Annotated in this window: 17 protein-coding genes; 3 read left to right on the top strand and 14 right to left on the bottom strand. The window is 50.1% G+C overall.

All coding sequences use genetic code 11. The features are described from left to right. Positions 1 to 3 precede the first annotated feature (3 nt). Positions 4 to 432 carry a type VI secretion system baseplate subunit TssE gene (tssE, locus tag C4F37_RS14410; RefSeq protein WP_000106967.1) on the top strand — a complete coding sequence of 143 codons (429 nt, stop codon included), beginning with the start codon at positions 4 to 6 and terminating at the stop codon, positions 430 to 432. Then, positions 432 to 1,808 (top strand): VasL domain-containing protein, encoded by a 1,377-nt coding sequence (locus tag C4F37_RS14415; protein ID WP_000157817.1) that lies wholly within the window; start codon positions 432 to 434, stop codon positions 1,806 to 1,808. The genes tssE and C4F37_RS14415 overlap by 1 nt, the downstream gene beginning before the upstream one ends. A 299-nt stretch (positions 1,809 to 2,107) precedes the next feature. Here the strand turns inward: C4F37_RS14415 and C4F37_RS14420 are convergent, their stop codons facing one another. The 6 genes from C4F37_RS14420 to amiC all read right to left on the bottom strand — a co-directional run bounded on the left by C4F37_RS14420 (position 2,108) and on the right by amiC (position 8,848). Further along, entirely contained in the window at positions 2,108 to 3,055 is a 948-nt protein-coding gene (locus C4F37_RS14420) for a phosphoglycerate dehydrogenase (RefSeq protein ID WP_001350145.1), read from the bottom strand. A gap of 71 nt (positions 3,056 to 3,126) precedes the next feature. Beyond that, a complete protein-coding gene (locus C4F37_RS14425) occupies positions 3,127 to 3,723 on the bottom strand; it encodes a KpsF/GutQ family sugar-phosphate isomerase (protein ID WP_001066226.1) in 597 nt (198 codons plus the stop codon). A gap of 2 nt (positions 3,724 to 3,725) precedes the next feature. Continuing rightward, entirely contained in the window at positions 3,726 to 4,901 is a 1,176-nt protein-coding gene (locus C4F37_RS14430; protein WP_000382417.1) for a MalY/PatB family protein, read from the bottom strand. Further along, positions 4,901 to 6,481, bottom strand: coding sequence for a PTS transporter subunit EIIC (locus C4F37_RS14435; RefSeq protein WP_000810554.1), 1,581 nt, complete (start codon positions 6,479 to 6,481; stop codon positions 4,901 to 4,903). The genes C4F37_RS14430 and C4F37_RS14435 overlap by 1 nt, the downstream gene beginning before the upstream one ends. Positions 6,482 to 6,512: 31 nt before the next feature. Continuing rightward, positions 6,513 to 7,337 (bottom strand): PRD domain-containing protein, encoded by an 825-nt coding sequence (locus C4F37_RS14440; protein WP_000582830.1) that lies wholly within the window; start codon positions 7,335 to 7,337, stop codon positions 6,513 to 6,515. Between the two features lie 257 nt (positions 7,338 to 7,594). After that, complete coding sequence (gene amiC, locus C4F37_RS14445) at positions 7,595 to 8,848, bottom strand: N-acetylmuramoyl-L-alanine amidase AmiC (RefSeq protein WP_000016907.1); 1,254 nt, start codon at positions 8,846 to 8,848, stop codon at positions 7,595 to 7,597. A gap of 231 nt (positions 8,849 to 9,079) precedes the next feature. On the opposite strand from amiC, the gene argA reads away from it, so the two are divergent. Beyond that, positions 9,080 to 10,411, top strand: a complete 1,332-nt coding sequence (gene argA, locus C4F37_RS14450) for an amino-acid N-acetyltransferase (protein WP_000237947.1) — start codon at positions 9,080 to 9,082, stop codon at positions 10,409 to 10,411. Between the two features lie 61 nt (positions 10,412 to 10,472). On the opposite strand, the gene recD is transcribed toward argA, so the two are convergent. From recD to C4F37_RS14490, 8 genes are all read right to left on the bottom strand, one after another. Then, on the bottom strand, positions 10,473 to 12,299 hold the full coding sequence (recD, locus tag C4F37_RS14455; protein ID WP_001539515.1) for an exodeoxyribonuclease V subunit alpha: 1,827 nt from the start codon (positions 12,297 to 12,299) through the stop codon (positions 10,473 to 10,475). Continuing rightward, on the bottom strand, positions 12,299 to 15,841 hold the full coding sequence (gene recB, locus C4F37_RS14460) for an exodeoxyribonuclease V subunit beta (RefSeq protein ID WP_001539517.1): 3,543 nt from the start codon (positions 15,839 to 15,841) through the stop codon (positions 12,299 to 12,301). Before recB ends, recD begins: the two co-directional genes overlap by 1 nt. Next, positions 15,834 to 18,722, bottom strand: coding sequence for a pitrilysin (ptrA, locus tag C4F37_RS14465; protein WP_001138105.1), 2,889 nt, complete (start codon positions 18,720 to 18,722; stop codon positions 15,834 to 15,836). The genes recB and ptrA overlap by 8 nt, the downstream gene beginning before the upstream one ends. A gap of 175 nt (positions 18,723 to 18,897) precedes the next feature. Next, positions 18,898 to 22,266, bottom strand: a complete 3,369-nt coding sequence (gene recC, locus C4F37_RS14470; RefSeq protein ID WP_001556806.1) for an exodeoxyribonuclease V subunit gamma — start codon at positions 22,264 to 22,266, stop codon at positions 18,898 to 18,900. 12 nt (positions 22,267 to 22,278) lie between these two features. Continuing rightward, a complete protein-coding gene (locus tag C4F37_RS14475; protein ID WP_001276487.1) occupies positions 22,279 to 22,602 on the bottom strand; it encodes a prepilin-type N-terminal cleavage/methylation domain-containing protein in 324 nt (107 codons plus the stop codon). Beyond that, complete coding sequence (locus tag C4F37_RS14480; RefSeq protein ID WP_001078368.1) at positions 22,587 to 22,994, bottom strand: DUF2509 family protein; 408 nt, start codon at positions 22,992 to 22,994, stop codon at positions 22,587 to 22,589. Before C4F37_RS14480 ends, C4F37_RS14475 begins: the two co-directional genes overlap by 16 nt. Continuing rightward, on the bottom strand, positions 22,991 to 23,554 hold the full coding sequence (locus C4F37_RS14485; RefSeq protein WP_001539522.1) for a prepilin peptidase-dependent protein: 564 nt from the start codon (positions 23,552 to 23,554) through the stop codon (positions 22,991 to 22,993). The genes C4F37_RS14480 and C4F37_RS14485 overlap by 4 nt, the downstream gene beginning before the upstream one ends. Continuing rightward, complete coding sequence (locus C4F37_RS14490; RefSeq protein WP_000857041.1) at positions 23,545 to 24,015, bottom strand: prepilin peptidase-dependent protein; 471 nt, start codon at positions 24,013 to 24,015, stop codon at positions 23,545 to 23,547. Before C4F37_RS14490 ends, C4F37_RS14485 begins: the two co-directional genes overlap by 10 nt. Positions 24,016 to 24,061 lie beyond the last annotated feature (46 nt).

Here is a 24,061-nt window from a genome sequence, read left to right on the forward strand (position 1 = left end):
CCGATGTCGACACCTTCCTTATATGAAATGCTGACGTTCAGTTTCAGCGGCGAGTTACCGCTGGAACAGATCAGCGAGCGGGATCAGCTTATCCTTTCCGTGATGGACAATATGCAACGCATTATCAACTGCCGGGCAGGCACGCTGGCGCATTTGCCGGATTACGGTCTGCCGGATCTCAGTCTGATCCATCAGGGGATGGCTGCGGGTATTCATGGCCTGATGCGTCAGATTGAAGAAACACTGCTGCGTTATGAACCACGCCTGAGTCAGATACAGGTGGAATTACTCCCCCAGCCCCGTCCGGGGCATCTTAATTACCTGATCCACGCGCAGCTTCCCGATACCGGCTGGATACGCTTTGATGGCGTATTTTCTCCGGAAGGACGAATTGTTCTGCGTCATCTCAAACAACAGGAGCGGGCGTACTGATGGCAAGTAACGCGAATTTTATCAGCCAGTTCGTCATGGGCGGCGATCCCTGTACTTATAAGGAATCCGGTGAACTGCAGGCTGAAATGAGTAAACTGACTCACCCGGCCCGACCGGATGTGGACTGGCGTCAGGTGGAAAAACTCTGCCTCGCGCTGTTCCGGCAAAATGGCGTGGAACTACAGACGCTGGTCTGTTACGTACTGGCGATAACCAGACGGCAGGGGCTGGCAGGGATGGCAGACGGACTCGGTTCACTGGATATACTGCTCCAGCGCTGGGCTGACTTCTGGCCGGTACAGGTACATTCCAGAATATCACTGCTCAGCTGGGTCACAGAAAAAATGCAGCAGGCACTGAGAACGCTGGATATTCAGTATCAGGATCTGCCGCAGATCTACCGTTGTGTACAGCATCTTTCCGCCATCGAAACCACGCTGCAACAGTGTGAACTGTGGCATATGACGAAACTGGATCTACTGGCCGGGCAGTTTCGCAATACCGCATTGCGTCTGGAACGGCTGGCGCCTCAGGGAGCGGAAACCACTATCACTCCCCCTGAATTACCCCGCCGGGAAATGAATCAACCGAAAAAGTCAGAGGAAAGTCCACAGCCGGTTTTTGCAACCAGATCCGTTCAGCAAAACGATAAGGATGCCAGTCCACCCGTTCCATCCCCTGAAATCTCCCGGCAGCGGACATGGCCGATATTTATGGCCGGAATGGTTGTGATGGCCGGTCTCGGCGGAACAGGATTATGGGGCTGGTCGCAGCTTAATCAGCCGGACGCGCTAATCCAGCGAATACAACTGTCTGTCATGCCGTTGCCGCTGTCGCTGGAGAGCGGCGAACTGGCAAAGCTGGATGTAAAGGATAAGGCGCTGCTGGCTCAGGACAGAACAATTGCGGCAAGTCAGATGCAACTGGAGCAGTTAAACAAATTGCCTGCCCGCTGGCCACTGGAGCAGGGATATCGCCAGCTACGCCAGCTTGATGCCCTGTGGCCGGATAATCCTCAGGTCAGGGCGCTGAACGCGCAGTGGCGCAAACAGCGGGAGCTGAGCGCCCTGTCTGCTGAGGCACTGAATGGCTATGCTCAGGCGCAGAGCCAGCTACAGCGCCTGTCGGCGCAGCTGGATGCACTGGATGAACGTAAGGGGAGATATCTGACCGGTTCGGAACTAAAAACGGCGGTGTACGGCATCCGGCAGTCGTTAAAGGAGCCGCCGCTGGAAGAACTGCTTCGGCAACTGGAAGAGCAAAAACAGACCGGAGAGGTTTCGCCAACGCTGTTGACGCAAATTGATACCCGGTTAAATCAGTTGTTGAATCGCTATGTCATTTTACTGGATACGAAGGTGGAACAAAGTCAGTAAACATCGGGGGATTTATGTACCAATAAGGGATATGTGACCTTGCCATTTTTTAAAGGAGTCTCTGTGTACAAAAAAAGAGAGGAACAGGCCATTCGATCTACTCGTTGATTCACATCAGATAATGAGTGTATATTTCGGTAGATAGCTTGGGTTCGGGAACAGTGAATACCTTAAGTTTCAAAAGATTGGATTAACCTCTTGACTGTGGCCCCCGCAACCAATTTATTAGAATGCTGACAAACCGCAATGTGTTCTACAAATTGCGGTTTTTTTGTATTTAAAATCTTTGTTCGCTGAACTCACAACACGTTTTTTATCTCCCTTCCTGCGAAGTAATCAATTATCGACTGGGCAACGTGTATCCCGGTTTGCTGGTATGACTCAACGGTGGCGGCCGCGATATGCGGCGTTGTAATGATATTTTTGGCATGTAGCAGTGGGCTAAATTGCGCCAACGGTTCAGAGCTAAACACATCCAGCGCCGCAAACACATTTCGTTCTTCAATCACCTGAAGTAAAGCGCCCTCATCCAGCAACTTTCCCCTTGCGGCATTGATGATCAGAGCACCATTGCGCATCATCGACAAATATTTATGACTAATGAAGTTCTCCAGCTCAGAAGAAAAAGGCAAAAGAACAATGATGACATGCGACTGCATAAAGATATCTTCAATTGATACAAACTGAACTCCAGCTTTGTCAGCAACCTGATAGTCGGGTTGTTTGTCAAAAGCTAAAAGCTCAACATCAAAACCGGATAACCTTTTCGCCAGAGTTTTACCTATATTACCGTAGCCAACCAGGCCAATCCGTTTCCCTTGTAATTCACAGCCATGCGACTCACCCCAGTAGCCATTTTGCATCGCATGATAGCTGCCAGGGATATTTCTCATGCTCGCGAAGATAAGTCCAATGATAAATTCCGCAACCGCATTTGAATTAATCCCAACCGCATTATTGACAACAATACCGGATTGCTGTGCCGCACGAAGATCAATATTGTCTATCCCCGTCCCGAATCTCGATATTATTCTCACACCAGGCAGCAATGATAGCGTGTCCGCCTGATAACCATCTTTTCCGGCGATGACCGCGCAAATAGATTCTCGTAATGCAGTGGATTCTGATTTAAGCAGATGCTCCACATTATTCTTAATAATAAGATTAAAATTATTCTCTCTTAGCAACTTGCTGGCGGAAACACAGCGTGCTGAAAAGCTGGGGACGGTGACCAGAACATTTTTCATAGCGGACACTCACTTCAAAGAACGCCACCCCAAAAGATGGCGTGACCGGTTACTGTATTTATATTTTGAAATTATGAATTTGCTTTAATGCCGAGTGCACCTCCTGGATGATATAAGCCGAAATCAGCACGAGTAAATTTTTTCAATTCAGAGAGTGCAAGCGCCACCGCATCACCAACAACCAGAACAACAGTCGACGAGCATGACGGTGCTAAACCTAAATTATCCGCCTCACTTTTGACGGGGATTTCAACAGATAAATCACAACTTATCGCAAGCGATGAGTGATGACTGCGGGTAAAAGAGATCAAATAATTACCCATTTTTTTCAGACTAGGCAGTGTCGCCAGGATTTCCGCCGTCTCACCACTGTTTGAAATAAGAATAACAACATCGTCTTTCGCCACCATTCCAAGGTCGCCGTGTACAGCTTCCGTACCGTGAACAAAAAACGAGGGAGTTCCGGTGCTGGCAAATGTTGCGGCGAGTTTCCTGGCAATAATACCGGACTTACCAACACCAATAAAAACAACTTTTCCCTGACAAGATTGTAATACTTTAATTAAATTTGCGACCTCCGAAAGAGGGGAATCAATAACTTCTTCAACTGCTTTATGTTCGTTACGCATAAAATGTTTAATGAGATGGATAAGATCCGTGTTATTCATTTTTATTCTCCCTGATTAATATTTTTAATTACACTCACAAGACGCGTAAGCCCCATATATAATTTTTCTCGACCGCAGGCCAGGTTCAGACGAAGGTAGCCCTCCCCCTCCGTTCCATAGACATGCCCCGCCATAATGCCCACTTTGCCTTCATGAATTAATCGACTGTAGAATTCATCAAAAGGATAACCAATAGCAGAACAATCTATCCAGGAAAAATAGCAACCATCAGCTGGCCTTACGATCAATTCTGGAATATTTTCATTCAGATACTGCTGGGTGAATTGAATGTTAGAGGCTATATGTGCCTTTAATGACTTTAACCATCCCTCACATTCGTTGTAGGCAATAATAGTTGCAATTATATTCAGTACTGATGGGGAGTTTACAAAATCGCGATACCTCGATATCGTTCTGAACTTATGATTAAAATTATCGTCAGTTGAAATCATATACGATCCTGTTAGTGCAGGAACATTAAATGTTTTCGATATCGAGTTAAATACTACTACTTTTTCTTTTTTTATTTTAAGCGCGGATGTAAAGCTACGATTAAAAACAAAATCACTATGGATTTCATCTGAACATAACCAGACATTATGCCTTGTACAGCTTGCAGCGATTTTATGCAGTTCTTCTTCCGACCAGACTGTTCCTGTCGGGTTATGAGGATTACATAATAACATCATCTTTGCGCTTTTAATCTTAAGATCAAAATCTTGCCAGTTGATAGCGTAGCCCCCCTCATTTTTTATAATCAAAGAGGCTGTCAGAATATTTCGCTCGCTATGTTTAATTACATCAAAAAATGAATTATAGACAGGTGTAAAAACGAGAATATTATCACCATGCGATGTCAATAACTCTATTGCTTTTGCAATAGAGTACATCACACTGGGGCTATAGGTTATCCATTCAGGTTTAATATCTGTTTGATATTGTTGATAATACCAGTTTACTATCGCATTCAGATATTCACCATGTTGCCAACGACTGTACCCTAAAATCGGGTGTTCCAGGCGTTTTTTTAATGCTCTGGTGATAGCGTCTGGTATCGGAAGATCCATATCTGAAATAGAGAATGGTAGTACATCTTTTACACCAAATCTGTCCTCGCAAAAGTCCCATTGGGTACAATATGTTCCTTTGCGGGAAACAGGAGTATTAAAAACATCCATCAGTATATCCCCATATAGTTATCCATATCCCGACGCAGGGCGATGACTTTAGTGCCGATAATGACTTGTAGGGTATTTTGATCAAGTTTAACAACCGCAATCCCGCCAGCTCTTTTTATTGCAGCCTCGTCAATCAATCCCATATCTGCGATTGTTAAACGTAAACGAGTTACGCAATTATCCAGTGACTTAATATTCTCTTTACCACCAAGTGCCTTAACCATCTGCTCCGCCGCTTGCAGCTCTGATTTATCAGGAGTTGGGATATCCGCTATAGCCGTATCTTCGTGAGCGTTCAGCGTGACAGGACTGGACTCTTCACGGCCTACGGTCATCAGGTTAAATTTAAGAATGGTCCAACGGAACACAAAGTAATAAATGAAGAAATAGGCCACTTCGACACATACCGCGATCGGCCAACCTGTTCTTGTGCCACGCAATACGCCAAAGCTAATAAATTGAATCAGATCACCAGTAAATCCCATCTTCACGCCCATATATGGCAGAACCATGTTAGCGAATCCATTCATAAAGGCATGGAAGACAAACAGCAGTGGACTGACAAATAAGAACAGAAACTCAATCGGTTCGCTGACGCCGCCAATAATCACCGTAAGCACCCCGGAAATAAGCAATGCTTTGATAGCCTTTCTGTTTTGAGCATGAGCAGTGCGATACATCGCCAGCGCGGCACCAGCCAGACCATACTGAATCATCAGTTTGCCCTGCTCCATTTTCCCCGCCAAATCCAGCGGAATGACCGCATTCTCTTTGACGTATGCCATAAACATGTTCAGGGTGCCGTAATATTCTTCACCGCCAATCACAGCCGAACCGCCGATTGGCGTAAAGCGGAACACTGACGTCACCAGATGGTTTAAGCCAAAAGGAATCGTCACACGTTCGGCAACTGCATAGAAGAAATAACCAACAGGACCGGAAGTTGATATCCAGTGGCCAATGAGCATGAAGAGATTGAAAAATGGCGGCCAGATAAAAGGAATGATCAGACCAAATCCACTCATCACAATCAGTGTAATGATAGGCACCAGACGTGGGCCGCTATAAAAACCTAATGATTCTGGAATGCGTAAATTAACGATCTTTTTATACATGCTGGCGACTAATAACCCAGCAACAATTCCCCCCAACACGCTGGTATTGTAGGACTGGATCCCCAGAATGATGGTTTGCCCATGTGTCGACATTTGGTCAGCAACGACCAATAAGTCGTGCTGTTTAAGATAAAAGTTCGTTCCCAGATGCATCGCCATAAAACCAATTAAGCCAGAAAAAGCACCATAGGCTTTATCCTCTTTATCTTTTAATAATCCTAAGGGAATCGCTATCGCAAACAATACAGGTAAATTAACAAAGGCAAACAAACCAAGACTAACAATGAAATCAAGTATGGTTTTAATTATTGGAATAGCCAGAAATGGAATTAACTTTGCCATATCATCACTGGCTAAACCACTTCCCAGCCCTAGCATCATGCCACATACACTTAGCAGAGCAATGGGATACATAAATGCCTTCCCCAGGCTCTGAAAAAAACTCCAGGCTTTCTTTTGTTTCATGTGGGTTATCTCATATAAATGTTATATATAATTAGTCCATTAATACTTTGGTACGAATAGAGAGATATAGTTTTTCTTCTAAAATTAATTCATATTTAAAAGTGGCATACAGATACCGTTCAATTTCATGAATTGCGCGCTGTAACAGGATGTCCTTTTCAAGAAACTGTTCATAGATATCACCAATATCTTTCTGTTTTATTTTTTCATTGCATAACACGCGACTTGAAAAATATTTAAGGTGCATCATAAATCTGGAATAGTTAAATGAACTTCTGTCCACCTTTCTGTTATAAACAACTTCAATAAGCCCCGTGATTATTTGCGACAACTCAATAATCCGTACTGATTCATAATCAACTGAATTTTCATAATTATTTAAAATATGCAATGCTATAAAACCAATCTCATCATCAGGAAGTTGAACGCTGAATTGCTCATTAATGATAGTTAATGCATCGCGACTTATCGCATACTCTGCTTTGTACAACGCTTTGATTTCATCAAGGAAAACATTATTAATTTGTATACCTGAAACGACTCGGGATATTGCATTCGAAATGTGATCCGCAAGAATCAATAGTAGCGATGGATTGAGATTTTTTTCGAGATTTTTCTCCGCATATTGCACTATTTTTTCGGCAACAAACACATACTCAATATCTACATGTTCAATCAATTTATAAAGTTTGTTTTTTTGTTCATTTCTGACATAAAAAATCCGGTTAGCCGGATGCTCAGGGACCGACATTCCATATTTTTTGTTGTAACCGACGCCAGGCCCAGAAATGATAACCTCCTGTCCATTCATCGATGCCTGTACACAATTATTGTTCATGACTTTTTCGATGATCATTCCATGGCTCCAAAAAAAAAGGCAAGGCACGTCAGAAGTAATAACTACTTCAAACATTGCCTTGCCTGATTTAACAGTTACAAGATGATTAACTAATGCGTATACATTACACGGAATTGTGCTTAATTAAAGAGATGGTCGGCTTATTTTTCAAGCCGACATTCAAATATCCGACATCAGTCACAAAACCAGCGTCTAATATTCAGGTAAATGTTATTTATTCAACGAAATATAAATTCATTGAATAAATAAAAACATTATCCCCTTCTCGCCAGCGTCGCCCCATCGGCAAAATACGCTTTAATTCCCGCAAGAATAGACTCCGCAACTTCCTGCTGGAAAGTCGCCGTTTTCAGTTTACGCTCTTCCTCAACGTTACTGATAAACGCCGTTTCGACCAGAATGGAGGGAATATCTGGTGCCTTTAGTACGGCAAACCCGGCCTGTTCAACTTGATTTTTATGCAGCTTGTTGATTTTACCGAGCTTATTCAGCACCGCTTTACCAAACTTAAGGCTGTCGGCAATGGTCAGCGACTGCACCATATCGAACATGGTGTGGTCGACATAGCGGTCACCGCTTTTGCTTACGCCACCAATCAAGTCCGAGGCGTTCTGGGTTTGTGCCAGATATTTTGCCGCAGTACTGGTTGCGCCTTTGGTTGAGAGCGCAAACACCGATGAACCGCTCGGCTGGCGACTGGTAAAGGCGTCGGCATGGATAGAAACAAACAAGTCAGCGCGCTGTTTCTGGGCTTTTGCTACGCGCACTTGCAACGGAATGAAGATGTCTTCATTGCGCGTCATGTACACCTTCATATTGCCCTCTTTCTCGATCAGAGAGCGCAGACGGCGAGCTATTTGCAATACCACGTCTTTTTCGCGCGTTTTGTATTTCCCCACCGCACCGGAGTCTTCGCCACCGTGGCCAGGGTCAAGCATAATGACAATCGGACGATCCCGCCCAGCTTTACCCGGTTGTGGACCACTTTGTGCTGGCGGCACCTGCTTTTCGAGGTCGCCTTTGTTGTAATCCTCCAGCAGCGCCAGCAGCGGGTCCTGCATATCCTGTGCATTGGCCGGATAGAGGTCCATCACCAGACGCTCTTTAAACCCGGCGACCGGCGCAAGGGCAAACAGCTGCGGTTTTACGTTTTGCTTTAATTCAAAAACCATACGTACGGTTTGCGGGTCAAATTGCCCGACGCGCGCCGACTTGATGAACGGGTCGTCAGCGCGGATTTGCGCAGCCATCCCCTTGAGCACCGAGTTCAGGTTTACATCTTCGATATCCACCACCACGCGTTCAGGATTACTCAACGCGAACTGCTTATATTTCAGCTGACGATTTGATTCTACCGTCACGCGGGTGTAGCTGGACGCAGGCCAGACGCGCACCGCCACGACCTGGCTGACCGCAGCCAGGCTGACCTGACTTACGCTCAATAGCCACATGGCACCCGCGCCTTGCAGTAAACGACGACGGCTGATTGCAGTGTTGGATCCTGACATGCCTCTCCCGAGCAAAAGAAATCTAAGCTGTGTAACAAGTAAACGACCAATTTGACCGGAAACTTTAGCGAAAGACGCATAATCTGTCATCTATAAAACGGTAAACATTCTTTTTATATTCACGGTATTACTGATAAAAAACTCGTTCCCGCATAAAATTTACACTTGCACCCTGCGAAAAAACAGAATAAAAATACAATAATTTCGAATAATCATGCAAAGAGGTATACCGTGGTAAAGGAACGTAAAACCGAGCTGGTCGAGGGATTCCGCCATTCGGTTCCCTATATCAATACCCACCGGGGAAAAACGTTTGTCATCATGCTCGGCGGTGAAGCCATTGAGCATGAGAATTTCTCCAGTATCGTTAATGATATCGGGTTGTTGCACAGCCTCGGCATCCGTCTGGTGGTGGTCTATGGCGCACGTCCGCAGATCGACGCAAATCTGGCTGCACATCACCACGAACCGCTGTATCACAAGAATATACGTGTGACCGACGCCAAAACACTGGAACTGGTGAAGCAGGCAGCGGGAACATTGCAACTGGATATTACTGCTCGCCTGTCGATGAGTCTCAATAACACACCGCTGCAGGGCGCGCATATCAACGTCGTCAGTGGTAATTTTATTATTGCCCAGCCGCTGGGCGTCGATGACGGCGTGGATTACTGTCATAGCGGGCGTATCCGGCGGATTGATGAAGACGCGATCCATCGTCAACTGGACAGCGGTGCAATAGTGCTAATGGGGCCGGTCGCTGTTTCGGTCACTGGCGAGAGCTTTAATCTGACCTCGGAAGAGATTGCCACTCAACTGGCCATCAAACTGAAAGCTGAAAAAATGATTGGTTTTTGCTCTTCCCAGGGCGTCACTAATGACGACGGTGATATTGTCTCCGAACTTTTCCCTAACGAAGCGCAAGCACGGGTAGAAGCCCAGGAAGAGAAAGGCGATTACAACTCCGGTACGGTGCGCTTTTTGCGTGGCGCAGTGAAAGCCTGCCGCAGCGGCGTGCGTCGCTGTCATTTAATCAGTTATCAGGAAGATGGCGCGCTGTTGCAAGAGTTGTTCTCACGCGACGGTATCGGTACGCAGATTGTGATGGAAAGCGCCGAGCAGATTCGTCGCGCAACAATCAACGATATCGGCGGTATTCTGGAGTTGATTCGCCCGCTGGAGCAGCAAGGTATTCTGGTGCGCCGTTCTCGCGAGCAGCTGGAGATGGAAATCGACAAATTCACCATTATTCAGCGCGATAATACGACTATTGCCTGCGCAGCGCTCTATCCGTTCCCGGAAGAGAAGATTGGGGAAATGGCCTGTGTGGCAGTTCACCCGGATTACCGCAGTTCATCACGGGGCGAGGTTCTGCTGGAACGCATTGCCGCTCAGGCGAAGCAGAGCGGCTTAAGCAAATTGTTTGTGCTGACCACGCGCAGTATTCACTGGTTCCAGGAACGTGGATTTACCCCAGTGGATATTGATTTACTGCCCGAGAGCAAAAAGCAGTTGTACAACTACCAGCGTAAATCCAAAGTGTTGATGGCGGATTTGGGGTAAGCGATGAAAATCGTCGGATGCGACATGCGTAACACTCGTGCGTCGCATCCGGCAATTACGTTTATTCCCGCGAACTAAACAACGCCGCCAGACCACTGCGCCGCTCGGTGCGCGTGGCAATTGCCGCACTTAAAATGCGCTCATCGGCATACAGCGACAGACGGCGACGCGCGCGGGTCACTGCGGTGTAAACCAGCTCTCGCGTTACTACCGGCGTGCGTTGACTCGGTAAAATCAACGCCGCATGGTCGAACTCCGATCCCTGCGATTTATGTACCGTCATCGCCCACGTCGTTTCGTGCTCTGGCAGGCGACTCGGTTGCACAGACTTAATATTGCCGTCCGGCATCGCAAACCAGACGCGCGTCCCCTGCCCGCGATCCAGCGCAATACCAATATCGCCATTAAACAACCCAAGCGCGCTGTCATTACGGGCAATCATCACTGGTCGGCCTTCGTACCAACGAGAGTGCGGATGACGATGAATTTTGCGCTTCTGTTGCATAAACTGCTCAATTCGCTCATTCAGTCCAGCCACGCCAAACGGCCCTTCCCGCAGGGCGCACAAAAGCTGGTACTCATTGAACGCCTGAATGATTAAATCCGGCTCGGCACGCGCTTGCAGCAGATCCAGATAACGTCCGTAACCCGCAAGAGCTTCCTCAAGCATCGCAATATAATCTTCGCCACTCTGTAAAAGCCGTTTTTCGATATCAGTAAAATCCTGCTGAAAAACGGTTTTCACTGCCGTTTTATCACCACGGTTGATCGCCGCAGCTAACTGACCAATGCCAGAATCGCTGCCGAAACGATAGCTTTTTTGCAGCAGGCAGAGACTGTCGCGCAAAGATGCCGCGTCTGTGCCAGTTCCTGCCGGAACGTGAGTTCCCGTCAGGCGGCTTAGCTGCCCGGCACGCTCGGCGGTAAAGCCGGCATTGGCATAAGCGCAGATATCGCCCAGCACAGCCCCAGCCTCAACCGAGGCCAGTTGATCACGATCGCCGAGAAAGATCACTCGCGCATGATCGGGCAAGGCGTCGATCAGTCTCGACATCATAGGAAGATCGATCATTGACGCTTCATCTACCACCAGCACATCAAGATGCAGCGGGTTACCGGCATGATGACGTAAACGCTGGCTACCCGGCTGCGCACCCAGCAATCGGTGCAAAGTGCTGGCATCTTCCGGAATGCGTTTCTTTTGTTCATCGGTCAGCGGTAATTGTCGCAAAGCCTTGCCGAGAGATTCGGTTAAGCGCGCGGCAGCTTTACCCGTTGGTGCAGCCAGACGGATACGGCAGCGTTCGCCGTCGGCCATTTGAATTAACGCTGCCAGTAACTTCGCTACGGTGGTCGTTTTACCGGTGCCAGGACCACCGGAAATCACCGAGATCCGCCGTGTCAGCGCCACTGCCGCCGCAACTTTTTGCCAGTTAATTTCATCGCTTACTGGAAAAAGTTTGTCCAGGGTTTGCGCCAGTAGAGCTTCATCAACCTCAATGGCATGATTCACTTCGTTGAAAAAGCGTGCCACTGTGCGCTCGTTACACCACATGCGATTCAAATAAAGACGATCGCCACAGAGGATCATCGGCGTTGGTTCATCTCCCCGGCTGACCGCTTGTGAAGCCAGCAAGCATTCTTCCCAATTTTGTAGCTCACCGATTTCACTGACACAGGTCGCCAACAGCGGATGCGATGCCTCGTTATTTTCCAGTCGTGAAAGCGGCAAACAAACGTGTCCCTCTCCGGCATCATGACTTAATAGTGCCGCCGCGAGGGTGACGGCAGGATGTTCATCTCCCGCCACGGTCAGGGCAAACTGCACGTCCAGTGGGCGTAGCTGTTTGTGCTCCACAGCTTCCAGTAATTGCTTTTGCAATTTCATTACGCCTCCTCCAGGGTCATACCGGCAAACATCTCATCCATCAGGTCAATCAACCCGGCGTTGGGTCGGGTCGCGTAGATCCCTTGTTGCGGATGTTCTTTATCAACGCCACGCAGGAACAGATAAATAACGCCGCCAAAGTGGCGCTCATAGTCGTAATCAGCAATACGATGGCGCAGATAACGGTGCAGCGCCAGGGTATAAAGCTGATATTGCAGATCATAGCGGTGTGCCTGCATTGCCGCTGCCATAGCCTGTTGGGTGTAAGCCGAACTGTCTTCACCCAACCAGTTGGATTTATAGTCGAGCAGGTAATAACGCCCTTCGTGGCGGAACACCAGATCGATAAAGCCTTTTAACATGCCACGTACCTGCATGAACTCCAGCGGCGGGCAGCCAGCGGATAGCGGGTCAAACTGGCGAATTAGTGCATCAAGCTGGCTGGCGATGAGCGGTTCGCTAATTGGCAGGTAAAACTCCATCTCCACCTGTTTATCGCGATCGGAAAGCTGATTCAGGCTAACACCCGTTTCATTGAGAGGTGCCTGGAGGACAGCCGTGATCCACTCAGTCAACACCGGTTCCCACTGCGGTTCAAAGCCACCGAGCTCCAGTTTTTCCTGTACCCAGTTCGGGTCAACCGGCTGGGTAAAATCGAGGTCTTCAAACAAACTGTGCAAGAATGTCCCCGGTGACGCACCGCGCGGGAACTGATGCGGTGTTAACGTCGGTTCTTCAACGACGCTGACCACGCCTGCGGCATCAACATCCAGCCGTGGTATCAGATCCTGAGCGATACCGTGACCACGCTGCTGCAAACCGGAGTAGCTGGTGACACGCCAGTTATCGCCGGGCAATCGTTGTAGCGTCCTCGCATTCAGTTCTGCAGTTAATGCATCATTAACCTGCCAGGGCTGGTTATCACCAATTTGTGCCGTTTGCCAGACAATATCATCATTGCACAACGCTTCAATACAGGTACGAAGCCCTGCCGCATCTTGCGGTTCTCCTTTTTGCAGCAAACGCCCGAGCGCACTTTGGTGGACGTCGGTATCACCTTTTTTATCGCCACGACGGCGCACCAGCGGTGCAACGCCGAGACTGCAATGCCAAACCGAACGCGTCAGCGCCACGTAAAGTAAACGCAGATCTTCCGCCAGACGTTCGGCCTCCGCGAGGTCGACGCTTTCTGGCGCAGCATTAAGATCCAGAACGGCCTCAAACAAGTGGCGATCGTGATAAAACGCCTGATCCTGGACGCGGAAATTGGTAATAAATGGCAACCAGACCAGCGGATATTCCAGCCCTTTTGATTTGTGTATCGTGACAATCTGCACCAGATGTTTATCACTTTCGAGGCGCATTTGTTGGCTGGAGGCATTACTGTCTGGCTCGAGGATATGTTGCGATAACCAGCGTACCAGCGCATGTTCACTTTCCAGCTGCGTTCCGGCTTCTTGTAGCAGTTCGCTGATATGCAAGATATCGGTAAGACGCCGCTCACCGCCTGCCGTTGCCAGCAAGTTTTCTGCAATGTTACGCGCCGACATCAGCGCCCGCAGCATCGGCATAACGCCACGTTTGCGCCAGATTTGCCGATAACCATCGAACTCTTCGACTACCGCATCCCACGCATGTTCGTCATTATTCAGCGTTTCAATATCCAGCGCATTCAGCCCCATCATTGACGTTGCCAGCGCACTGCGCAGGGTGTTCTCACGTTCGGGCGTCATCACCGCCTGCAACAGCCAAAGCATCTCCTGTGCTTCCAGAGTTTCAAAAACACTGTCGCGGTTCGAAAGGTAAACGGAAGGGATTTCCAGCAGCGTTAAGGCATCGCGCACCTGAGCGGCCTCCTGGCGGCTGCGCACCAGCACACTGATGTCCGAAGCACGCACCGGACGCGCATCGTCGCCGTTCATCAGCAACGCTTCGCCGCGTTGCCCGGCTTGTAACCAGTCGCGGATTTGCGCAGCACATACCTGCGCCATGGTACTTTGATAGTCGCCAACGCCGCAGCTTTCGCCTTTCATCAGCCACATTTTCATCGCAGGCTGCGTTTCACCTTTAAACACAAAACGTAACGCCTGATTTTTCCCGGCTGATTTCACAGGAATAAACGGTATTTCACGAAACATGAACGCGTCATCAGTCTGGCTGAAAAGTTTGTTAACGCTGTTCACCATTCCCGGTGCGGAACGCCAGTTGGTATCTAAGGTGTAGTGAGCATGAACTTCGCTACGCGCCTTCATATAAGTGAAGATATCCGCACCCCGGAATGCATAAATGGCCTGTTTCGGGTCGCCAATCAGCAACAATGCGGTTTCCGGCTGATGGTGCCAGATACGGCGAAAAATTCGGTACTGCTGGGGGTCGGTATCCTGAAATTCATCGATCATTGCCACCGGGAATCGCGTACGGATCGCCGCTGCCAATACCTCGCCGCTTTCACTACGCAGCGCGGAATCGAGCCGACTTAACATGTCATCAAAACCCAATTCGCCACGGCGGCGTTTTTCACGCGCTACTGTTTCGCGGATCTCAGCCAATGCGCGAGTGATCACCAGATCGCGGATCGACAATGGTTCTGCAAGCAGTTGTTCGATCGCCTCAAACAGTGGATGTCGCGGGGTTTCCCCCCCGGCTTTCGTGCGATCTTCTAAGAAACGCTGAGAGAATTTTTCCAGCGACTCCGGCAACTGATAGCTGTTGGTCTCTTCTTCTGCCCAGGCGCTGATCTTCTCGATCCATTTAGCCTGATTGCTACGGTTAAACTTGCGTCGATCAATACCAGAAGATTCGATCAGCGCATCCAGTTCACCCACTGCGTCGCGCCACTGCTGTTTTACGGCATCAATACGCGCCACAATTTGCGCGTGGCGGGAAGCCAGCGTTTCATCATCGGGGGGCGGTGCTTTGATAACCGGCGCTTCGCCTTGCAGATAACGATTAATATCGCGCAGCAACGCCTGCGGCCCTTTCCAGGTTTCAAAGACGACCTGGGCAATTTCACGCGGCAGCGGGTAGCAGTGGCGACGCCAGAAATCGGCGCAGGCCTGGTAGCGTAGCAGAGACTCATCTTCAATCAGCTGCTGCTCAAACAGCATGCCGGATTCAAAGGCATTCAGGTTGAGCATGCGCTGGCAAAAGCCGTGAATAGTAAAGACTGCCGCTTCATCCATCTGCCGCTCGGCTAACAACAACCACTGCGCGGCTTGCGCTTTATCGTCGATCTCTTCCAGCAGGCGTTTGTACAGTGGATTGTCGGTGGTTTCACGCAGACAGGCGATGCGCAACTCGTGGATATTGCTACGGATACGACCACGCAATTCTGCCGTAGCAGCCTCGGTAAAGGTCACCACCAGCAGTTCTTCAACGGTCAGCGGGCGGGGAAAGGCGGCAGAACCGCCTAGTCCAAGTAACAGGCGCAAATAGAGCGCCGCAATCGTAAAGGTTTTGCCTGTGCCGGCAGAGGCTTCAATCAGGCGCTCGCCCTGTAAGGGCAAGCGCAAAGGATCTAGTGTCTCGGCGACATCACTCATTCTTTTCACTCATCAGGGGCATTGTTTGCTGCAACGCGCTGACGTTCTCCCACACTTTCCAGCCTTCAGGATGCACATATTCGGCTTTCCCGTTCTGGCTGCCGGAAATCTGCGACAGAATAGCCATACCTTGCGGCTCGACCACCGCCTGATGGAAGAAATCAGCAAGTTTTTGCGGCGTCAGCAGTTTTATCTGGGCCACGATTTTATCACGCGAATCGAAGCGCATATTGCCGCGATCGAAATCTTTACTTAACTTCGATGCTTCTTCGCCGAGCGTTTGCGGTGCCTGCAGCATCTGAGTAATTACCGCCTGCTGGATTTGCGCAAACTCCTCTGGCTTCATCGCCCGCAATTTTGCCTCTGCGGTTGGGAAAAACGCCTTGTAACGCTCCCACAAGAATGAAGGCTGTTTATCATTGCTTTGCAAAAGGAAGCCCATGCCCCACTGACGCCCTACGCTCATTGGGAACGCAAACACGGCATAGCCCAACTGTTCTTCGGTACGCAACTGATTGTAGAACCACGGCTGTACGATCTGCCCCAACAGAGAACTATACGCTGAGCTGGTGTATTCATCGTAGCCAGTCGGTACAAATACCGCTGCCAGTGCGGAGTCGGTGCTGTTACCAGCTTTTTCAAAGATGACGGATTGTTTTTTATCGACCACGACATCTTTGTTACGACACCACTCTGAACCATCAGCGCCCAACTGTTTTTGCACATGGCGTGCCAGCGTTGTTGCCTGGGCTTCAGTCATGTTGCCGATAACCATAAACTCTGGTCTAGCCCCTGATTTTAAGGTGTCGCGATAGGCCAGCACCTCTTTCAACGTAATGGAGGGCAAAATTTTGCGCCGTTCATCTCGCGAGAAGTACGGCACTTGCGAGAGCATCTGCGCGGGCATAATCGCCTGCTCAAACGCTTTGCCCTTTTCTGCGGAATCCATCATCTGGTTATACCAGGACTTCGCCTGCTCAAGCTGATCTTCCGTAGCGGTATAGCTAAAGTAGCCCTCCAGCAGAGCCTGGAACAGCTGCGGCAGGCGCTGAGTGTAACCATTGGCATTAACCATAAGGCCGTTGTTAGCATTGGTGGAAAAACTTATGCCACCAACCGACGCCTGGTTGCTTAACTGATCAAGCGCCAGCCCTGCGAGATAATCATTGAGCGCAAACATCACCTGATTGCGGGCGCTGTCCATGGCTTTCGGATTACGCAAAATCAGGCTGACATCAGCTTTGGGCTCGCTGGCAAAATAACGGCTTGGCGCATACACCACGCGCAGATTCGACTCATCAACAATCAACTCTGGATGGTCGTATTTCTTCTCTGACTTAATCAGCGAGAAATCGTCAGGAATATAGGGGTTAAGCTCCGGTAAGGAGAGCGCAATATTGGCGGCTTTTTTCTGCCAGTCCGCGAAAGTTTGTGCGCTAATTTTATCGACCTGATACGGCGCATCGACAAAGTAAGCCGTTTTGTTGTGCGGCTCTTTCGGGCTGATATACCAGATACGCGCATTCTGCGGCGTCATCATCGCCAGACGTTCTTTTACTGCTTTAGCATCGTACCGATCGGCAATATTGACTGCATCCAGTGTATGCTCAACAGGAACGCGAATCATGGTATCAGCCAGCCATTCGACGTAATCCATATCACGGGTGATTGACGGATAACGGAAGTCGATATCCAGCACATTCGCCAGTTCATCGAAGTATTGTTTATCGATCCCTTTTTCACGTAACAGATTGAGGTAGCTAAAAATGGCCGCCACAACCTGATCGCGATTCGCCAGACCTTTATCGGTTAAAGACGCAGAGATCGCTAATACGCCGCTGTTGCCGTTGACGATAGGATCGGAATTGGCGCTAATACCCTCAACTAATCCCTGCTTTTGCAACCAGTCAGAAAGTGTACCTGGGCTGCGATTACCAATCAGATAGGTAATCAATTCATCCGTTTTACTACGGAACTTCGCTGAATTGTTATCGATGCGAAACTCAACGCGCAGAACTTTACGCGGCAACGCCGGGACGTAATGAATGATAATGCCCTTTTGCGCGTCGGTGACTACCGGCACGGTGATTTCCGGTTTTTTGCTCTCTTTGTTCGGCACGCGACCAAAGGTGTCCGCCGCCATTTTCGCCAACTCCGGCAACGGTTTATTGCTGTAAATAACCGCCTTCATCAGATTGGCGGAATAGTACTTCTCGTGGAAATCTTTCAGCGCCTGCTGTACCGGATTGCCTGGTTTGTCGCTTAAAGTTTCGAGGTTACCACCAGAAAACTTTGAACCGGGGTGTGCCGGGTTAATGGTTTCTGCGCTGACCTGTGCCATGCGCATCCCGTCACGCGTACGCGCCATGGTTAATTCGGCATTCACTGCATTACGTTCACGTTCGGCGTATTTCTTGTCGAGCAAGGGTTCTGCAATAGCGTCCGCCAGGCGGTCTACCGCACCGGGCAAGGCGTCGTTCTCAACTTCCAGATAGAAAGCCGTGCGATACGGTGCCGTGCTGGCATTGTGACTGCCGCCGTGCATTTTGAGATATTCGGCCAGACTGTCAGCCTGCGGGTACTTTTTCGACCCCATCAGACTCATATGTTCAAGGTAATGTGCCAGCCCTTGGTACGCCTCAGGATCTTCCAGCGACCCAACGGGCACCACCAGCGCCGAGAGCGATTTAACTGCCTGCGGATCAGAAACCAGTAAGACCACCATACCGTTATCCAGACGTATAGCCTGATACTGGCGGTTATCTTTATCACTTTTACGGATGGTTTCCTGAATGGGCTGCCATCCCGTTTCTGCCTGACTTAAGGGTGCCCAAAGGGCAACAAACAACAATAATGCTTTGAACCAGATGCTGCGGGGCATTCACGGACCTCATAATCAACTTTATTTTCTGGCCAGATTCAACACGTTAACGCAAATCATCTGCCAGAATTTAATCTTGTGCTGCACGAGTCAGCCTATGTCTATATAACCATCAGTCCGTGACTGGTGCGCATCATAAAGTAAGCGGATGGATTGCGCAATTTTTATACAATACTCATGACTGATTAAAGCGAAACAGCGGTAACAGGAAACGTTGCGACTGTTCAACGATAGCCTCCATTGTCTCTGGTGTTAATTGCCGCCAGAGCCGTTGATACCAGATATCATCACCTTCGCCACGCACCATCATGTTGCCTTCGTAAGCCTGAAGGAATTTCGTACGGGCTTTTTGCAACGTGGAATCGTCATCCAGCATGGCATCGTTTTGCGCGTCATAACAGGTTTTTAGCCACGCGCCGCCACTTTCAGGTAACACCAGCAATGGCGCGGACATTCCTTCACGATACCCCTCAATCAGTTGTGAGAGGTAATGCAAAGCCTGTTCGGCTGCAAGCGGCGGAAAACGCCACTCGCCGTCTTTGCGTAGAAAAAGGCGACTTTCACCATTACCACCGCTGGCACAGTAGACAAGGTGTTCCAGCCAAAGTTGCATTCCCTGCGCCACACTTAATAAAGAGGGACGCCAGCGCAACAGGCCATCCGGCTGCACCTGCGGCAACCAGCCAGTTATCTGCACACCGTTGCAGGCGAGATCAATCTCCATACTCTGCCCTGGCTGGCGACAGGCAATGACTCTGTCGGCAAGTTGCTGCATCTCCTGACACTGCGTTTCCCAGAAAATTTCACCAAAGGCACCATACGGCAAATCACCTGCCGCCCGGAATCGGCGGAACAAGCGTTCGGCATCATCCTGCTCAACCAGTACATTTAATAACTGCTGGTTGATTTGATAACGACTAAGCCCTTCAAGAATAAAAGGTTCAGTGTCGGGAATTTCGCTGTCTTCGGTACGGAAGTTCACCTGCAAACGCATCTGGAAAAACGCCCGTACCGGATGTGCCCAGAATCGTTGTAGCGTTTCCAGCGGCACGGTTTCCGGTAAGGTAAATGGCAGCGGCTGAACAAATTCAGAATGTGCTTTACCAGCCTGGCTGGCCGCAGGTAGCCATTCACGAGCATAGCTTTGTCGTTCGCCTGGCTGGTAGTTTTGTGGATCAAACGGCATTCGGGTATGGAGGCAAGTAAGATGCGCTTTTACCCTTGCCTCGCTTTCATCACAGTTGAGCGCTTCATCGCCCGGTAGATAATGGCTTTGCCCGATGTAGTCGATCAGTTCCTGCACCAGTACCGACGGGAAACGTTCACTGTTATCCTGAATGGAACGCCCGATATAGCTGATATAGAGTTTTTGCTGCGCGGAAATTAACGCTTCCAGGAACAGATAGCGGTCGTCATCGCGACGGCTACGGTCGCCACGCTTCGGTTTCTGGCTCATCAGATCAAAGCCCAATGGCGCAAGCTGACGTGGATAAACGCCGTCGTTCATTCCCAGCAGGCAAACCACTTTGAACGGAATTGAACGCATTGGCATCAGAGTACAAATGTTAACCGGTCCGGCGAGAAAACGCTGGCTGATACGTTCTTGATCCAGGCGCTGTGCCAGTTCATCACGCAATAGTGACAGCGGCACCGCGTCGCCATACTGCGCACCTAAACCTTCGGCGATAATCGCCTGCCATTGTTGTTCGATCAGCGTCATCGCTGCTTCGGTTTCCGCATCCGGCAGGAAGAAGGCGTTGAGCATATCGCGACAAACCGGCAACCACTCTTCCAGCGGACGCTCCTGCGCCAGCCCGCGACGCCAGATGTTTAGCTGCATTAGCAGTGAAGACAGATGCCCCACCAGTTCTGCAATTAAGCCGCTCGATTCATCATAAGGTAGAACCGATTGCCACTCGCCCTGCGCGCTCTCCATCGCGTAGCCCAGCAACATGCGCGTCAGGCCAAACCGCCAGGTGTGTTGACCGGTAGCGGGAAGTTCCAGCTCGCGAACGTTGTCGTCATCTATCCCCCAACGAATGCCGGACTCGTTGACCCACTGGCGTAAATAACGCAGCCCTTCTTCGGTGATGTCAAACCGCGCTGCCAGCACCGGCACATCCAGTAATGCCAGCACGTCTTCCGACACAAAGCGGCTGTCTGGCAGCGATAACAGGCTGATAAACGCTTCAAGTACAGGATGCGACTGCCGCGCCCGACGGTCGGAAATGGCGTAAGGCAGGTAACGATCCGCAGGTGCGCTACCAAACACAGCCTGAATAAACGGACTGTAGCTGTCGATATCAGCCACCATCACGATGATGTCGCGCGGAGTAAGTGTCGGGTCTTCCTCCAGCATCGCCAGCAGGCGATCGTGTAAAACTTCAACTTCACGCTGCGGGCTATGGCAAACGTGGAAGGTGATACTGCTATCCAGTGGATCAAGCGGGCGTTTGTTATCGCTACGGGAAAACTCTTCGATGTTCACACCAGCAACGGCGCGGTTTTCCAGTTCCAGAATGTCAGACTGAATATTATGCAGCAGGTTATCTGGCGTCACATCGACAAAAGCGTCCAGCTCCTGGCTGCTCTCCAGGTCAGAAAGGAGATAAATGTAGTCGCGCCCAAGCTTGCCCCATGAAGCCAGCAGCGGGTTGCCGACATCCTGTTCACCATCGCTGTTAAAGAGCTGCCCGGCATTTTCGCTGTCGCGAAATAGCGGTAATTCGCGATCTTCAAAACTGTGTCGGCGCTGGCGAGTCAGTAGTTTCGCCAGATAAGCGGGATCTTTAATGTCGCCCCAGTAATAACGGCAGGGGTTGGTAAACAGGAGATGGATTTCAATATGTTTACCCAGCGCCTGTAGCGCCTGGAGATAAACAGGCGGTAACGCGGAAATACCGCATATAAAGACGCGCGAAGGTAACCCCGGCGGGCAGGTCGTCGCGGACTCCAGCGTTTCGATAAAGCGCTGATAGAGATTGGCGCGGTGCCAGCGCGGTTGCCCAAGTTCGTCGGTATATTCCACCAACGCCTTCCACAACGGCGCTTGCCAGGCCTGTGCTTCTCCCAACCCTTCTACCAGATGTCCTGTTTCCCACTGTGCCAGCCAGTCCGGACGATAGACCAGATACTGGTCAAACAGGTCCGCCGCTTTTGAAGAAAGCTGGAACAGTTTTCGCTTGTCACTATCGTCAGTCAGATAATGCCGCAACAGGGTAAAGTCTTCGCGCTCCAACAGTTGCGGCAGCAGAGTCATCAGTTTCCAGCTCATGCTCTGTTTGTTAAAAGCGCTCTCTTTGGGGATCTCCGGTAACACCCGGACGAACATATCCCAGATAAAGCTCGCTGGCAGCGGAAAATCAATGTTTGCCGCAATACCAAACTTTTGCGACAGGGTCATTTGCAGCCACTGTGCCATACCGGTACTTTGCACCAGAATCATCTCTGGTTCGAAAGGATCGTCCAGCCGTTCGCGTTCGACAATAAACTCCATCAACGCTTCCAGCACGTCCAGACGATTGGAATGGTAGACCCTTAACATAGCGGCTCCTGACTACTGACGATTCGGGCAATGCAGGCGGGTCATCTCGCCTTCTCTGCCCCCGGGTGAAACTAGCGTAACGCTGATGCTGACACATCCCGCCTGCGATGTCTGCATTCGGTTGACCTGCCAGTTAGCAGGTGGCGAAATCGCGCGCAGTTGCGTTTGCTGCCAGCTATGCCGCCAGAGCTGTTGGTACTGGTTTCTGCTGGCAAGACTGTTCATTAATGTTCGCTGGAAACCCGATAACGCAGTGACAATCATCACCATCAACACCATCGCCAACATTACCTCCGGCAGACTAAAGCCTTGTTGATTCCTCAGGGAAGCTGACATAACGCCCTCTCTTTCAGCGGACAAAAATCGCTCCAGCCGCGTGGCGAAAAAACAATGTTTCCATCGATGACTTCGCCTGTTCGCCACAACGAAACGCCTTCATAACCGGCAATCAATAAGGCTTCATTATCTGCCAGTAAACGCAGACAAACCCGGGCACCGGTGGCAGCATACAGTAAGCACTGAACTGCGGGCTGCATCTGCCAGGAGTGCATTTTTCCCCACTCCAGCGCCGACTGAACGATGGCCTGGCGGCGCAATGACTGACTTTCCATGCTCACGCGAGAAGCAAAACTGCGATCCTGCTGACTCATTCCTTGCAATAGCAAGCTACCCAAAATCAGCAGCATCAGGACCAGAGCCAGTGACGAAACACCCTTTTCGCGGTTCACAGGTTGGATCCTGTCACGCTATAGCTGGCATCCACCACGGTTTGCGGATCAGCCTTGCTGGCAGCGTGCATATTAACCGTCAACACCGGCGAGAAGCCGCTGACATCCTGACGTACGACCTGAAAAGTGTCGATAATGATGGCATCCGGATTAGTGACTTTATCCCAGCCCTTACCTTCACAGGATGTCGCACCGCGTAGCGTTTCCAGCACATGCTCCTTCAGACGAAATCCAATCTGGTCGGACTCTTTTACCGGTTCGCGATCCCAGATACCATTACTGTTCGCATCCCACTGCACAATGACACAGTCACCCTGTCCGACAATTTCCAGCCCTTCGCCCGTACAGCTGCCATGGCAATAACCCGCCCTCTGGAGATGCTTCGCGACGGTAAATACCCGCAGCCAGATTTCATCTTCCAGCGCCAGCTTACGGGTGTTCGTTAAACTTTCACGCTGTAACGCAGGCAGAAAGCGTGCAGCCCCCAGCAACAATACGCTACTGATCGCCATAGCAATCAACACTTCCAGCAGAGAAAAACCTTGCTCTTTTACAGACATCCTTCTGTTTCTCCTTGCTGACAAAGCCGGAGTCTTCCCCACGGCGAAACCACCAGCCACCACTCGCCCGTTGAGTTTTTGAAGCGAATATGCCCGGCCCATGCGGTATTGCGCAGGCCAAAGAAAGCAAGCGAAGGTGTCAGGTCGCTCATTTCGACTTCGGGCCAGCGCGGCACAAAGACCAATGGTGAACTGCCATGACAGGTATTCGCCCCAGCAACGGAACTCACAAGGCACCATAACGTCCCCTCCCTGATAAGACTGATACTGTGGTCGCGGTTATGCCAGTTGGCATCTTCACGTAAATAGAGCAAATAGTCCCGCGCCTGGCTGGCAGTTTGCCAAAGCCGTTGCGACTGCTGCCAGTATTGCCAGCCATAGAGCCCACTTGCGCTTAGCATGACCAGAATCAGCATCGCGACCAGCGTTTCAATCAGCGTATAACCACGTTGTGTTTTCATGCCGGCAGTATGGAGCGAGGAGAAAAAAAGACGAGGGCCAGTTTCT

The organism is Escherichia sp. R1 (assembly GCF_003000935.1).
GTDB lineage: Bacteria > Pseudomonadota > Gammaproteobacteria > Enterobacterales > Enterobacteriaceae > Escherichia > Escherichia coli.